Origin of the sequence: Microcystis sp. M_OC_Ca_00000000_C217Col (genome assembly GCF_007095585.1) — a bacterium.
Lineage (GTDB): Bacteria > Cyanobacteriota > Cyanobacteriia > Cyanobacteriales > Microcystaceae > Microcystis > Microcystis panniformis.
Genome location: NZ_SFBV01000116.1, coordinates 1 through 16,020, shown reverse-complemented (window position 1 = coordinate 16,020; position 16,020 = coordinate 1). Strand labels below are relative to the sequence as shown.

Sequence of the window (16,020 nt, the reverse complement as noted above, 5' to 3'; positions counted from 1 at the left end):
TTATCAATTTATTCATAATAAATATTGGCAGAGGATTAAATATTAGTTATTGTGACTAACTCTTTTGGTTAGAACAAGATAAACTTGAGAATATTCGGTCAAATTTATTGACTCAAAATCAGCTATACTTAATTTAAATGAAACAGCCCTAGGGGGGTTGGGGGGGTGGGGGGTTGCCTTTTGCATGAGTGCCTCTTGCCTCGTCTCAACAAGCAATTTAAATTACGAACAGCTTAGTCAAGCTCCAACCTCGATTGACAGGGACTAAAAGAGAGCCGGTGCTGAGAAGTAAGTCCATGGTTGCCAATCGCTTCTAGGTGTTGAGCAGTGCCATAACCCTTGTGACGAGGGAGTCCATAATCGGGATAGCGTCTGTGCCAACGAGTAATTAAGTCATCGCGCCAGACTTTGGCCACGATACTAGCCGCCGCAATTACCGGCGATTGTTGATCTCCCTGAATTACCGCCTTTTGGGGGATTGACAAATCTTTAATAATGTGCTTGCCATCGATCAAACAGAGACTGGGGGAAAGGGGTAATTTCCCGATCGCTCTGCTCATTGCCAATAGAGAGGCATGAAAAATATTCAAGCGATCGATCTCTTTCACCGTAGCATAACCGATGCGACAAAGAAAATCCCGTTGTATTTGCTGGCTCAATTTTTGCCGTTTTTGGGGGCTAAGTTGCTTACTATCTTTTACCCCCAACTCCCACAGCCGCGGAAAACCAGAGGGGACAGTGACCACTACCGCCGCCACCACGGGGCCAAATAAAGCCCCGCGTCCCACTTCATCGACACCGGCAATTAAGGGTTCTTCCCTCATGACTCATCGGCAGTGGCGGAGGAACGACGACGACGACGACGCAGCACCGTGGTTTCAGCCTCTATTTGTGGCTCCTCCGTCACCTCGGCGCTCACCGGGGTCTCTAAAGGAATAACTTCACCGAGAAAAACTGGAGTTTCGGGCGCAAGCGGTTCGGGGGTAAAAGTCACTGGCGGACTCGCTTCTTGGCTGATTTCCTGACTAACTTCGCTAGTGGTGGGACGACGACGACGGCGCACCAGGGGACGATTTTCGGCTTCCTCGCCGGTTTCCGTCGCCTCTACCGGGACGGTGGCGACTGTGTCCTCAGCTTCTGGGGTAGGAGTCAAGGATATTTCAGGAGTGGCAGGCGTTTCTGGATTTTCCGCTTCTCTTTCCCCCGGCAGTTTCACGGAAACAATCACCGATTTCGGGTCTTTAAACTCCTTATCCACCAGAATCAGGGGAGAAATGCCCATTAAAGAATAAACTTCCTGTTCTACGGGGGTCATTTCCACGGAAACCCGCTCCCGTTCGGTGACGGGGATATTTTTGCCAGCACCGGCATCTTCTCCCCGTTTCGAGAGACGGGCGGGGCGTTCTCGTTTTTCCTCAAGGCGTTGGGGTTCTGATTCTGGCTCGATTTCGTTGTTAACACCGTTAGTAGAGGCTTTTTCGCCCCGTTCCTCTTTTAGTAACAGTTCCGAGGGACGACGACGACGGCGACGGCGAGAATTATTAACCTGTTCTTGATAGTTGGGATGGAAGGAAAGATCCATCCCTTGGGCGTTTTCTTCAGCCTCAAATTCAGAGAAAACTTCTAGATAGGGTTCGGCCGCCGCAACGCTAGGAGCGCTCTTATCGGGTAGAACTTTTGTATTAGTCGTGGCGATGACAAGGGTTTCTTTTTCCGCGCGGCTAACGGTGGGGGTTTCTAGGGCGATGGCGTTGCCTTCTCCGGGTAGATGGGCTAAATGGCCCAGTCCGCCGCAATGGTCACAGGTTTTGCCGAATAATTCATAAATGTTTTTCCCCTGACGCTTACGAGTTAATTCCACTAACCCCAATTCCGATAATTGGGCAATCTGGGGCCGGGCCTTATCGCTTTTCAGGGCCTTATTAAACAATTCCAACAGTTTCAACTGGTCGCGACGGGAATCCATATCGATGAAGTCCACCACCACCACACCGCCGATATTTCTCAAGCGCAGTTGTCGGGCGATTTCTGTGGCGGCTTCGCTATTAGTCCAGAGTACGGTTTCCCGGGCCGTGGCCGAACGGGTAAAGGAACCGGAGTTAACATCAATTACTGTTAAAGCTTCCGTCGGTTCGATGATAATGTAGCCGCCGGAGGGTAAATCAACCCGGGGTTTCAGGGCCTCGCGAATGGCGGCGTTAACCCGGAAATAGTCGAGAATTGGCTGGGTTTCCCGATGGGAGTCGATATAAACTCCTTCGAGAGCTTTGCCGCCGCCCCAGTTCGTCAATTGCTGTTTAACTCGTTTTACCGCCATCGGGTTATCCACAACAATGCGATTGACATCGGCACTGTACATATCCCGCAAAACCCTTTGAATAAAGTCATCATCGCGGTTAAGCAGGGCCGGGGCCCGGGTGCTAACGGCCATCTGTTGGATACTCTCCCACTGTTTTTGCAGAAATTCCAAATCCTCGATAATCGCCTCTTCCGCTTTGCCTTCGGCCTCGGTGCGTACCAGCAACCCCATCCCCGCCGGTTTGACCAAAATCCCTAAAGCTCGTAAACGGGAGCGCTCGTCTTCACTGCGGATGCGACGGGAAAGATTCACCCCGCGACCATTGGGCATCAATACCAGATAACGGCCAGGGAGAGTGACATTTCCCGTTAGCCGCGGTCCCTTGTTGCCGGTGGGTTCTTTCATTACCTGTACCAGCACTTTTTGCTGGGGGGCCAGTAATTCCGTGATAGCACCGGCGGTTTTTTTCAGTCTTAAGGGGCCCAGGTCGGTGACATGGATAAAGCCATTGCGTTCCGCATCGCCAATATTGACGAAGGCTGCATCTATCCCGGGGATGACATTTTCTACTAATCCTAGATAGATGTCGGCCACCTGCTGATTACCTGTGGCTACAACTAATTCCTGAATTTGATCTTCCCAAAAAACAGCCGCTATATGGTGTTGTTCGGCTATGATTATTTGTTTTGGCATTCAATTTCCTCAATCTTTCGGTTTCAAAAGCGACTGACCATGGGCTATTTGTCTATGCTTTGAGGCTACTTCTGGAAATCTGGTCTTGTTAAGAAAGTTCTAAGAAGATGAGTCCGCATCGTTAAAGCCTCATCTTGATGTTCATCTGCCTCTCAGACATGGGAACTGAGTCTTGGTTTCAGTTCCCATGTCTGTTTGGCAAGTGCCGGCTTGACCCACAATTAGACAAGCACAGCCAAGAGACGAGATTTTCAATTAATCCCTGAGTCTTGCTCGATAACAGCATTTTTTATCCGTTTCCGCCAGTTCTGTCTATCAGAATCTAGGAAAAAAGGAGTTTTTGAGTTACTCCCCTCGGCAACAGGTTTCTGTGGACGGGAAAAATAGCGCACTTTTCGATTTTCCAAAAACCACGATTCTTTTAAGAAATGCTTTAATCGAGTCTTATAGACGACTATAACTCACTCGGTCACTCTCTGACAAGATGATAATCGGGGAAAAACGATCGATTAACAGTTGACTGGAGATAAGCTAAGACGTATTTAAACCGCTTATTTTTAGATTAGCCGAATCTCCCCCCCCCTTGCCCCCCCGACATCGGGGGGGTCTTGCCTTTTGCCTCTTGCCTCGTCTCAACAAGCAATTTAAATTACGAACAGCTTACTGACCATAAAGCACTAAATAATTACTCATAATCTAGTATGGCCTGCACCCATTTGGGCGGACGAGAAATCGGATTACCGAGGCGATCGAGAACTAATAACGCCACTAAATGCACGGCAAATAAGTATAATAAACTATTGACAAATATGCCCACAACTGCTATCGATTGCACTTGCAGCAGCGTCGGTTTAGCGAGAATCCCTAACTGGGTGAAAATCCAATCAATAAAATTAGTCGCTTGGGTAATCACATATAACCAAAGATTTTCGCCTAAAAGAATTGAAAACAGCCAAAAACGAAAGAATAAACCAAACGCTCCCAACAGTCCCCCAGTCAAGATAGAAAATTCCCAGCGCGCACCCCGGCGCCAGCATAGCCCCAATTGTACCCCCATCAAGCCGTGGGGAATCAAAAAGACAATGCTGCGAGTCGGTCCCATTAACACCGACAAAAGTAAACTAGAAACTAATGCTGTCATCCAAGCACAACGAGCGCCCCAACGTAAATAGGCCAAAGCGATAGGAATCGGGAAAAAAACCCTTAATAACGGTCCGAGGGGAAAATAATAATCAATTAACCAGATTAAACTGGTAGCACTGGCCAAAAAAGCCGTCTCCACCGTGATCAGGGTAGAGATAGACTTGAGGGGAGATGGTTGGATAGGTTTAGCAGTGGGTAGATCTAGGGGTTTCCCTTCTTCCCCCATGTCCACCCAATTGGTTTCATCTATTGTCTCTTCTGAGGATTGAGCGGGAGAATTAGCGTTAGAATCATTCATTCTATCATTTATCCGGTGGTCGGGACGGGGTGGCCAGCTATTCTTAGCTTAGACTGGCGACTCCCAGTCAGACAAGAGGCAAAAGGGGGAATAAATAATCAGTCTTTAATAACTGGATTGAGTATCAGGTGTTAGGGGTGGGGGAATTTACGGAAAATTTCCCTGTTTTCACTGAAAAAAACGGCTCTAAATAGGGTTTGCGGCAAAAAGTACGGGCGAATGAGTAGGTAGGGTGCGTTAGGAGCGCCACAATATTATTTAATTTCAGATCGTAGGTTGGGTTGAACGATAGTGAAACCCAACACTTTTAAATAATTGGGTTGGGTTTCTACGGCTCAAAAAAAAATCGACCCGCCTTAGATCGTAGGTTGGGTTGAACGATAGTGAAACCCAACACTTTTAAATAATTGGGTTGGGTTTCGTTCCTCAACCCAACCTACGGCTCTCAATTTTCTCAAAAAAAAAATCGACCCGCCGCTAGGCGGGAAAAAGAGAAAAAGGGTAAAAAGGGAAAAAAAGGGAAAAAGGGTTACAGAGTCCTCCCAGCACCGCACACCACCCGAAAACCGAAGTTGAAGTCGTAGTCGCGGCGGTTGAAGTCGAGGCGGTAAGCGGAACGGCAGACATTAGGATTGTAGTACCAAGAACCGCCCCGCTGTATGCGATAATCATTATCATTATCATTTATTAACCAAGCACTGCCATCCGTCGGCGCTCCGATATAGCTACTATGCCAATTGTCTTCGCACCACTCCCAAACATTGCCACTCATGTCATACAGTCCCCAAGCATTGGGCCTTTTCTGGCCTACAGGATGAGTTTTACCCCCAGAATTTCCTTTATACCAAGCGTAATCTCCTAACTGATTAGCATCATCACCGAAATAATAGCGAGTGGTTGTCCCCGCACGACAGGCATATTCCCATTCCGCTTCTGTGGGGAGGCGATAGGTTTTCCCTGTTATTTGACTCAATTTTTGACAAAAAGCTTGAGCATTGTTCCAACTAACCCTTTCTACTGGATTTTGCAGATTGTTTTTAAACCAAGAGTTGTTTTTAAAATGAGAGGGATTGGTTCCCATTACCGCTTCATATTGTGCCTGAGTCACCAGATATTTCCCAATCGCAAAACTGTTGACTTTAACTGGGTGTTGAGGCTTTTCCCAACTGTTAGCATCAGAATCACTGTCAGGAGATCCCATAAGAAATTCACCTGCTGGTAAGCTCACCATCTCCAGTGTTACTCCGTTGGATATTTTTTCGGTAAATGGAGTGGGTGAAGCAATTAGGGGTATTGGTGAAACAGGCTTTTTGACTGCTTGTAAGGCATTTAAAACCTGTTGTGCTGTCCATCTTTGTCTTCTATCTTTTTGCAAACACCCTTCAATAATCGGTTTAAACTCTTTCGGTAAACTGGGGATTTGTAGCTCACAATTTATCACCTTTACCATTAATTGATTATTGTCATTATTGAACTTATAGGGAAATTGATTAGTCGTCATTTGGATTAACATAATACCTAATGACCACAGATCCCAAGCTGAGGAAATATCACCCCTAAAGGCTTCGGGAGGCATATAAATAATTGTACCGGTATTGTGGACTGTTTGAGTGTGGCTTTTGTTATTTAAGGTTCTAATTAAGCCAAAATCTGCTAACTTGTATTGTTGATTAACCTTGAGGATATTACCCGGTTTTAAATCTCGATGGACTTTATTTTGTCGATGAAGATAATTTAAGCCCTGGGCGACTTGAGCAGTAATATTTTTAATCTCATCCGCTGACAAACTGCCTTTAGCAATGTGATTTTCTAGGCTACCCTGTGCCAATTCCATCACTAAATAAAGCATCTCTGTATTGAGAAAAGTAAATTCCCCCACCGCATAACTCTTAATTAAATTAGGATGTTCTAACTTTCTGGAATTTGTTAACTCAATTAATTTATCATCGCTACTTTCGGGGATAACTTTAATGGCAACTTCTTTGACCGATGTATTTCTGACCATTTCACTAGCATGAAATACACCACCAAAACCACCCGCACCGAGAAATTTATTAAGACGATAGGGGCCTATTTGTTGCCCTTCTAACATCTTCATCATTTGGTCTAGCATAATAATAACTCCTGAATTAGCCAATTTTTAGGTTCTGTAACTATCCTATTAAGTGGGTGGTTTTAACGAAGGCAAGAGGCAAAAGCTTTATCGAAATGTGTAATTAATTTTGCTTAGGTACTTAATACTAAATCTGGCTATTAAATACTGATTATTTATTCCTTCGAGTAGAAAACGGGTTTCTCCGAGAAACTGGTTTTCTGTGCGTTACTCAACGGATTTAGTATTAGTATGACATTGGGTGTCGGTTATCTCATAATCAAAAAAGGTGGGCGATAAACCCACCAGAAAAATAACCCAAAAACCTTAACGATAATTAGGACTTTGGATATCTCTAAGACGCGCTTCGGGGCGTTTAAATCTGTCCATTTGTGCCTCAAAGAATTGACGATTTTTAAGTAAATGTTTGGGATTAGGATCGTCAAGGGGATAGAGTAAAGCAGTGCGTAGAGCTTGAATAACTGCCGAAGTCACATTATACATCGATCGCTGGAAAGTAATACCCAATTGAATCAAAATATCGTCTTCCCCCCGGCAGTTTTGTTGATAGTAATCAATTAGATATTGGGGTAAAAAATGATACATATCATCCATTAACAACGTCGGCGGAATTCCCGCAGTACCCACGGGGAAAACATCCGCGTAAAGAATACCATAGTGAAAGTCTTTTTGTTGGTCGGGAACCTGTTTTGCTTGGGCATTATAGGACTTTGTACCCCGGAAGGGAGCAGTACGATAAAAGACCGCTTCTACATAGGGTAAGGCCGCTTCATAAAGCCAAGTAAAAGCCTTTGATTTGGGGATAATTTCGTAGCATTGACCATCAATATAAACGTGATGATAAATTGGCCGGCCAGCGATGGCAAAAATGCCATTAACGAGGAAATTCATGGCATCGGGAACCCCTTTAAACCCGCCTTCATCGTAGATATCAGACATCTCAAAAAATACTGGGGCCATCACTTCCCAGAATAGTCCTAAATTAGAGTAATAGGACATCATCCGCACCTGTTCCAAGAACATATCGGGGAACAGGTCATAAAGTTTCATCATCACGGGGTTTTTCTTGAAATAGGCCTTAATAGCGCGGTCGGCGTTTTGGCGATATTCTTCTGAATCAAGATAGGCATCAAATAAACCCCAACCCATATCGCGGCCATGCCATAACATGGCTTGCATACAGGCTTCGGCAAATTCCATATTAATGCGATCATGCCAAAGATGATGGATTAATCTGGGCATTTTTCGGGTTTTACCTTTATCCATAAATTCTAACAATTCAGGATGAGCGGAACCCGTACCGCGCCAGATGCGTAAATCGGCATTATCGCCGGAGTAATGATTTTGTAGGTCTAGGTATTCTTGGGGCAGAAAATATTTAAAAAAGGGCAAAGGATCGAGGAAAACTCGTTCGGCAATATAGAGCAGATCTCGCCAATAAAAATCCATCGGTACAGCATAAGCTTTATAAATGCCGATAATTTGCATCAGGTTTTCGGGAGTATCCGGTAACATGGAGCCACCCGCTTCTAACCGGTGGATAATGTCGGCGAATTCGTGAGTAGAAGGGGGAATTTTGGCTTTGATTAATGTCCCAGTCATAGTTTTAGGTAAAGTAATTAGCAACGGTAACAATAATTCGGAAACAGCGAGGGATAACTAACTATTACTCAAAAATTTACCCCGATTTAACCAGTTGGTTTTTGGGGACTTTTGCGGAGATTTTTTGAAGACAAAACTAGGTTTTGCTTGTCCCGATAAGCTGGCAACCATCGAGTTAGTGGTGGGTTCAATCCAACGGACTAAATAATTGGGTTGAATACCTAAAAAGACGATTAATACCATTAAGACAAAAGCGGGAATAGTTTCCGATTTCAAGACTTTGGGATAGTAGGCAAGTTTATTATCCAATTTGCCAAAACAGGTGCGATTAAGCAGGATAACAAAGTAAACCGCCGTTAAACCGGAAGCGATGATGCAGAAAACCGTCTGCACGGGAAAACGGGAGAAACTACCCTGAAAAACAATAAATTCCGCCACAAATCCCACTAATCCGGGGATACCAGCGCTGGCCATACCGGCGAGAATTAACAGAGCGCTAACTAGGGGTAAACCGCGAATTGGGTTCATTAAACCGTTTAAAACGTCTAAATCTCTGGTTCCGGCTTTGCGTTCGACAATGCCCACCAGATAGAATAAAAGGGCGAGAATGAGACCGTGGCTAATCATTTGCGCGACGGCACCAAGGACGCTTAAACCCGTGCCGGCGGCGGCTGCTACCAGTATATAGCCCATGTGACCGATCGAACTGTAGGCCACCATGCGTTTAATGTCTTTTTGGGCAATAGCGCTCAAGGCCCCGTAAATAACGCTAATAACGCCGATAATTGCCAGTCCGGAGGCGATTAAAGACCAAGTTTCCGGGAATAATTGCAGACCAAAGCGAACTAAGCCATAAGTACCGAGTTTAGCGAGAATACCACCTAATAAAATTGCTGTAGCGGGGGAAGCTTCCGTATAGGCATCCGGTAGCCAAGTATGGAGAGGTACGAGGGGGATTTTGATGCCAAATCCCACTAACAGCAGAGTTAAGAGCAGTAATTGGGTTTTTTGGGAGAAATCGGCGGTGGAGAGGGAGGAATAGTCAAAAGTGCCACCATTGAGGAAACCTATCCCTAAAAATGCCGCTAGGACTAATAACCCAGAGACAGCAGTGTAGAGAAGGAATTTAATCGAAGCATAGCCACGTTTTTCGCCTCCCCAGATAGCAATCATCAGATAAAAGGGGATTAATTCTAGTTCATAGAAAACGATGAACAGCAGCAGGTTTTTAGCCATTAATGCCCCAGAAACACCGGCGTTAATCAGGAGGATTAGGATGTAATAAAGTCGGGGACGCTCTAGTTTTTCTTCGGTACTATAGATAGCTATTCCTGTCAAGAAACAGTTTAAAATAATTAACGGTAAGGACAAACCATCGACTCCGAGGTTATAACTTAAACCGATTGGTTTTGCCCATTCGCGGTATTCAGAAAATTGAAAGCCACTGCTGGTTAAGTTATATTGAGTCAGCAGATATAAAGACCAAAGAAGGACGGCAGCAACAAAAAAGAGAGTTATTTGACGTAATTTTGCTGGGGCGAATTTATCGGGGAAAAGACCGACGATAATTGCTCCAATTATTGGCAACCAAAGCAGGGTACTGAGCATATTGGTATCGATCGAATTTATAATGACTGGGATGAGAAAACGATTAGCCAACCAACACGATGACTAATCGGGAATTGACTAAATTAAACTCACTTTGCCGCTATCGAGATCATAGTAAGCACCGACAACTTTTAATTGTTTGCCGTCCACTAATTCACCGATAACTGGGGATTTGCCTAATTTCTCTACTTGATAGGTAACATTGGATTTAATTGCTCGCTCAAGTTTGTTAGAACCGGGTTGTCTTTCGGCTCGATCAACTCCCACCTGTAATCCATCGATTAAACGACCGATTTGTCCGGGGAAACGACCGCCTTCAATGGTGGCTTTTACCGCTCCACAACGAGAATGACCAAGGACAACAATTACCTTGGCTCCTAACACCAACGTACCGAATTCAAGGCTACCAATTTCTTCGGAAGTGGCTAAATTTCCCGCTACCCGACAAACAAATAGATCTCCTAATCCTTGATCAAAAACGATTTCTGCCGGCACGCGAGAATCGGCACAGCCCAAAATTGCCGCAAAAGGGGCTTGACTTTCGGCCACTTCTGTGAGTCGAGCTTGATCGCGGTTAGGACTTTTTTTTCTTCGTTCCCAGAAACGTTGATTGCCTTCCATGAGCATAGTTAAGGCCTGGTCTGGGTTCAATCCTTGATTTTGAGCCGTTAGCCATGGCTGGGAATTAACGGCGGTTTGGGCGTTAGTTTTGGACAACTGAGAACCCAAAACAGAGGCGGCTAGACTGGTTCCCAAAAAACCACCCCCATAACGGATTAATTGGCGACGAGAGGTGTTGAACATAGGTAATTGTTTCCATTAATCAGGACAAATCCTATTGTCAGGGCCGGGGATGCTAAAGAAAAGCCTAAGTTATCAAATCTTTAACTGAAAACTAGAGAAATTTGTGATAGTAGGGGCCAGCAGATGATAATACCAATCAAAGCCACCCCCAAAATAATCGACAGAAAGTAAAATTGGGTCTGGCCCGAGACGTTATATTTCAAACTCTGACCACCAAAAACCGTGGCTAATCCCACCAGATTAACGATGCCATCCACCAGAAAGGTATCAATCCAGTTAATAATTTGCGAGATTAATCCGACGACAAAAACAATGGTGACTTTATACAATTGGGCGGTATAAAGGTCGTTGGCGAAGAAATCTTGAACGGCTTTGGGTTGAAAAACGATCGGTTTGGGGATATTTTCATTTAGATAAATATAGGCTGCCGGAATTACGCCGGCAGCAGTGGCAAGTACCAAGAGAAAAGCCACTCCCAGATTTAAGTCACTGGGTAATAAATGCCATTGTGCCAATAAAATCGGCACATGAATGGCGAAACCCATGGTCACAGTCATGGGGATAACTAAGGGCCAAAGAGCTTCCGGAGAGCGCAGGGTCATTGGTTTGATTTTACCGCCAAAGAAAACGCAAAATTCTCTAGTGACACTAAAGGCAGTTAAGGCATTGACCAACAATAGCACTAATAACAGTAAACCACTGACTTCTGCGAGGCGATCGCCCATGCGGGCTAATGCCCAAAAACCACCAAAGGGAGGCAGTGCGACTAAACTAGCAGCACCGACGAGATAACAAATGCCAGAAACGGGACGACGAGACCATAAACCGCCGTATTGGCTTAAATCTTGGCTGATATTATTCCAAATGATGTTACCCACCACCATGACTAACAGGGACATAGCGATCGCATAAGTAAAGAGTAACACTAAAGCGGTTTCCGTTTGTCCGGTGGCCACAGCGATAAAAATCAGTCCCATGTAGGCACTGACGGAATAGGAAAGGGAGCGCTTGACATCGATCTGGGCGATCGCAATTAAACCCGCACCGAGGGCAGTGACAGAGCCAACAACGATCATTACTTGTAGGGTTAGGGGCGATAATTGTAGCACCGGCTCTAATTTCACCAATAACCAAGCGCCAGTGGAAACGACGACGGTATTCCGCAGAATTGTCGCCGGCATCGGTCCTTCCATGGCCTCATCTAGCCATAAATGCAGGGGAAATTGAGCGCATTTGCCCATCGGACCTGCAATCAATGCCAAACAGAGTAAATTAGCCACATTGGGGTTTAAATTGGCTGTAGCCGCCCATTCTGCTAATTCGTCAAAGTTCCAGGTTCCCGCCAGGGGTAAAAGGGCCACCACTCCCATCAACAGGATTAAATCGCCAATCCGTTTAGTCAGAAAAGCATCCCGCGCCCCCGTTACCACCAGAGATTGATTGAACCAGAAACCAATCAGTAGATAAGTGCCGAGGGTGAGAACTTCTAGCACACAATAGCTGAAAAATAGCGAATTACAGATAACGAGGGCGCACATACCCCCTTCAAAGAGGGCGACGAGAGAATAAAACCTTGCCCAACCCCAATCCATTTCTAGATAGCCGATCGCATATACCTGCGCAGCGAGGTTTAAGCCGGTAATTAGCAATAAAGCCCCGATATTAACGACCGAAATCTGCACATCTAAAGATATGCTTAAATCTGCGGCATTTAGCCAATTAAATGCTATAGATTGCGGCGGACGACCCCAAACGGCGATCAAAGCAAAAAGGCTATGTAAAAAGGCCCAGCAGGTCATGATCAAGTTCAGATAACCGGCCGGTCGCGGGCCAGTTTGCCGGATAATACCGGGAGACCAGGGTAGAGCGAGAAGTGCGCCCGCAAGGGCATAAAGAGGTACCAACCAGATAGTCTGGCTGAAGGACTCGAACATATAACCACCTCAAGAAGAAAAATGATCCTGAATTAAAGTTTAAGGTTTAATGGCTCACGAATAAGCTGTGACCATTTTTTAACGGGGCATGAATGGGGATGGTTTGACTAGCTTCCAGCAGGTATTTTAAAAAGGCATCGGCAATCACGGAAAGCTGTTTTCCGGCCAGATAACAAACGTACCAATTGCGCTGAATCGGAAACTGTTCCACGTCGAGGATGGCTAATTCTCCGTTTTCCCCTTCCGAGATGAGAGTATGCTTAGATAGTACCGATAGTCCCAAACCGCCAGAAATAGCCTGTTTAATCGCCTCGTTACTGCCTAATTCCAAGCGCACCTTAACTTTAATATCGTGGAGATTAAATAATTTTTGTACGGCTTGGCGGGTTCCAGATCCCGATTCGCGCATAATAAAAGGTTGATGGTTGAGGCACTCAAGGGGGAGATTTTTCTGACCCACCAATGGATGATCTCGTCGCGCCACCACCACTAGGGGATTTTCCAGAAAAGACTGAGAACAAAGTTCCACTTCTTCCGGCGGTTGACTGAGAATATAGAGGTCATCCTCGTTGTTTAACATTCGCTCTTGCAGTTTCTGGTGATTAGTCACCTGTAGAGCGATGTCGATACCGGGATACTGTTGACAGAATGCCCCCAGTAATCGCGGCACAAAGTATTTAGCGGTAGTAATCACGCCTAAAGTCAGTTTTCCCTGTCTAGTTCCCTTAATATCGGCCACTTTCATCTGAAAGTTGTCCAATTTATCAAAAATCTCTTGACAGGTGAACAGTAATTCCTCACCCGCTTCGGTTAAAAATAAACGTTTGCCAATTTGCTCGAATAGCGGTAAACCCACGGCTTTTGTGAGTTGTTTGACTTGGGTTGAGACGGTGGGTTGAGTGATAAATAACTCCTCGGCCGCCTTGGTGAAGCTACTGTGTCGAGCGGTAGCCTCAAAAACCCTTAACTGGTGCAGGGTTGCCTGTATCAAGTTCCTATGCCCTCCTCAATAACAACTATTTGTTACAATAAATCCTAACGTTTTTATAGATTCTAGTCAATTAACTTTTTGATAAATATAGACTTTAATAGATATAACCGCCGCTTAAGACCTTTTGTAGCTATCAGCTTTTTTCCCAGTCTCCTTTTTCAGCTTCTTGTCACCCCTTGAGGTTGTCGCCAGCATTTACTCGGGGTGAGGTGATGGGCAGGATCAATGATCGCGGCGGCAAGATAAACTAGGGGATAACCAGACCCTAACCAGCGATCGCGAAATTGCCGAGCTTCTCCAACGGCGAGGGCGAAGAAAACGTCAAATTGTCGGACTTTGTGGAATAATTATTGGAAGTGAACAATTGGACTTTTTGGCAGCAATGATTATAGTAATCGTAGAGATAATCGAGATTAAGCAGCGAGTCTAAACAGGTTTTGAATCTTTTGGGACGGTTATAGGTGGGGATAATAATTGAAAAGTTTGTCAGAGTTTTTCTGGAGTTTTGAATCGGACTTTTTTAGTAAGCTTTAAGCATTTCTTTTATGCTTTAATAATAAAAAAACTTGGCAAACTTAATCCATAATTGATGACGAACGAACTTCGGTAAAATCCGTTTACCTAAGCTAATACTAACCTCGGCAAAATTACGGCGAAGTTTAGCAAAGATAGCTCTTTTTTTATGAGTATGATACTGTCCTTTTAGATTTCTATCTCCATCATATTCAATAAAATCTAACAGGGCATTTCTGCTATTCACCTCATTGAGAGATTCTGTCTGAAAACAACAGATATTTTGAGGATATTTTTCAATTAACTTTTCAATTTTTTCATAGTACATATCCCAATATAATCCCACAGCTTTAGCCTTATCAGACTCGTTAAATTTAGGAAAAGAAGCATCCCAAACTTCATTTTTTTTCCAGGTTTTTCCATTATGTTCATACCAGGGATTATGGTCTTGAGTCCATTGCAAATAACTGTGAATTACCGCTTCTCTTTCTCGTTTCAGGCAAATAAATTTGCTGCGAGGAAATTTTTCAATTAAGAAAGCAACATAGGGAAGAAAATACATCCCAATGTCGCCAAAATATTGGTTTGAATCTGAAAGTTTATCTAGATTTTCTATCCATTTCCAAACATTTTCATGATCATTATACCATTTCAAGGGATGGGCTTGGTAATTAATTGCTCCTTCATGGAGAACTTTAATTCCAGGTTGATTATTTAAAAAATAAGATAAAGAAAGCGATCCACATCTCCCCGTTCCTAAACCAATAATTAATGTTTTACTCATTTTTATTAATCCTTTTTACTTCTGGCTCTGGTGGTTGTTGCTGATATATTTTACAATAAATATCTGCCAAGAATTGACAAGATGACGCAAATATCGCCAAATTTCTCGGTTAAATCTTCCTGTAATATGGAAAAATCCCAGAGGATTTTCTATCATAGTAATCATTGATTTACCCAGATAGATCACAGTTGAATCATAAGCTTGTAATCGCCAAGATAGTTTGATAACATCATAATAGGTATAAAATTTATTTGTTTGGTAATGTTTAGCCAATAACCTAGTAGGTAATTTTTGCCTAACAGCCGGATCCGTAAAAATAATTTCTCTAGCTTTGTCCCAATTTTTCACCAGTTCAGAAATTGGTATTTTTGTTTTATTAGTCTGATGACGACGAATTTCAATAATGGGATCTTCGCCGATAAATACAAAAAGACCTTTAGTAGCTAACCGACACCAGAATAACCAATCTTCGCCAATGGTTAAATGAGTTAAAAAGTCTTCTGAAGTTAAAAAACTTCGTCTAATACAAACTGCTCCCATAGAAAATATACCTCGTTCAATAATGCGAGTAAACAGATCAATTGGAGTTAGTTCCTCCACAAGGGAATTAGGTTGAAATATCCTATTATTATTTAGATCAACTTCGACAATATTTCCATAGGAAGCAACAGCTTCTGTCCATGATTCTAAAGCTAAGTATAATCTTTCTAAGGCATTAGTTTTAGGGCGATCATCTGCATCTAAAAAATAAATATATTTTCCTTGAGAATGTATAAATCCTCTGTGTCTTGCTAATGCAGAACCACTATTTTCTTGCACGATCAATTTAATTCTGTTATCTTTTAGTATCAATTCTTCAATGATAGCTTGAGTATTATCGGTTGAACCATCATTGACAATAATCATTTCCCAGCGACTAAAGGATTGTTTTAGAATGCTATTAATCGCCTCTTCAATGTATAGTTCGCTATTATAAGCTGGAATAATTACAGAGACTTCTTTTTCTTGCATAAAAATTACCAATCATAATTATAAAACAATGGTGATTTAGATAAATCACCAAATATGATACCATTATAAGTAGGTAGATGTTAAAAACTTTCAGATACCCCCCTTATTAAGCTATCCATTAGTCGGATCTTTCTTAACAAAAAGAGAAGAAACTTAAAAAAAGGGGAAACGATTGATAGGTATAGTTTTGAAAGAAGGAATTAAGGTGGAGGTAAGCAAAAAAATGG

Annotated in this window: 11 protein-coding genes; all 11 read right to left on the bottom strand. The window is 43.6% G+C overall.

Annotated features, from left to right (window positions below):
- Nucleotides 1–233 precede the first annotated feature (233 nt).
- The 11 genes from EWV66_RS07010 to EWV66_RS06960 all read right to left on the bottom strand — a co-directional run bounded on the left by EWV66_RS07010 (nt 234) and on the right by EWV66_RS06960 (nt 15,793).
- A complete protein-coding gene (locus EWV66_RS07010) occupies nt 234–824 on the bottom strand; it encodes a ribonuclease HII (protein WP_287107739.1) in 591 nt (196 codons plus the stop codon).
- A complete protein-coding gene (gene rne / locus EWV66_RS07005) occupies nt 821–2,992 on the bottom strand; it encodes a ribonuclease E (protein WP_287107738.1) in 2,172 nt (723 codons plus the stop codon). Before rne ends, EWV66_RS07010 begins: the two co-directional genes overlap by 4 nt.
- 685 nt (nt 2,993–3,677) lie before the next feature.
- Nucleotides 3,678–4,433: a DUF2232 domain-containing protein gene (locus tag EWV66_RS07000; RefSeq protein WP_287107737.1), complete on the bottom strand. Its 756-nt coding sequence runs from the start codon at nt 4,431–4,433 to the stop codon at nt 3,678–3,680.
- Nucleotides 4,434–4,962: 529 nt separating this feature from the next.
- Nucleotides 4,963–6,546: an SUMF1/EgtB/PvdO family nonheme iron enzyme gene (locus EWV66_RS06995; RefSeq protein ID WP_287107736.1), complete on the bottom strand. Its 1,584-nt coding sequence runs from the start codon at nt 6,544–6,546 to the stop codon at nt 4,963–4,965.
- Between the two features lie 306 nt (nt 6,547–6,852).
- Complete coding sequence (locus EWV66_RS06990) at nt 6,853–8,148, bottom strand: CO2 hydration protein (RefSeq protein ID WP_287107735.1); 1,296 nt, start codon at nt 8,146–8,148, stop codon at nt 6,853–6,855.
- A gap of 57 nt (nt 8,149–8,205) precedes the next feature.
- Complete coding sequence (locus EWV66_RS06985; RefSeq protein ID WP_287107734.1) at nt 8,206–9,756, bottom strand: NADH-quinone oxidoreductase subunit M; 1,551 nt, start codon at nt 9,754–9,756, stop codon at nt 8,206–8,208.
- A 78-nt stretch (nt 9,757–9,834) separates the two neighbouring features.
- A complete protein-coding gene (locus EWV66_RS06980) occupies nt 9,835–10,560 on the bottom strand; it encodes a carbonic anhydrase (protein ID WP_287107733.1) in 726 nt (241 codons plus the stop codon).
- Between the two features lie 80 nt (nt 10,561–10,640).
- Nucleotides 10,641–12,494 (bottom strand): NAD(P)H-quinone oxidoreductase subunit F, encoded by a 1,854-nt coding sequence (locus EWV66_RS06975; protein ID WP_287107732.1) that lies wholly within the window; start codon nt 12,492–12,494, stop codon nt 10,641–10,643.
- 46 nt (nt 12,495–12,540) lie between these two features.
- A complete protein-coding gene (locus EWV66_RS06970) occupies nt 12,541–13,485 on the bottom strand; it encodes a LysR family transcriptional regulator (RefSeq protein WP_052277501.1) in 945 nt (314 codons plus the stop codon).
- Nucleotides 13,486–14,035: 550 nt separating this feature from the next.
- On the bottom strand, nt 14,036–14,782 hold the full coding sequence (locus EWV66_RS06965) for a sulfotransferase (RefSeq protein ID WP_002743515.1): 747 nt from the start codon (nt 14,780–14,782) through the stop codon (nt 14,036–14,038).
- A 15-nt stretch (nt 14,783–14,797) separates the two neighbouring features.
- Nucleotides 14,798–15,793, bottom strand: a complete 996-nt coding sequence (locus tag EWV66_RS06960) for a glycosyltransferase family 2 protein (protein WP_052277502.1) — start codon at nt 15,791–15,793, stop codon at nt 14,798–14,800.
- Nucleotides 15,794–16,020: the final 227 nt, after the last annotated feature.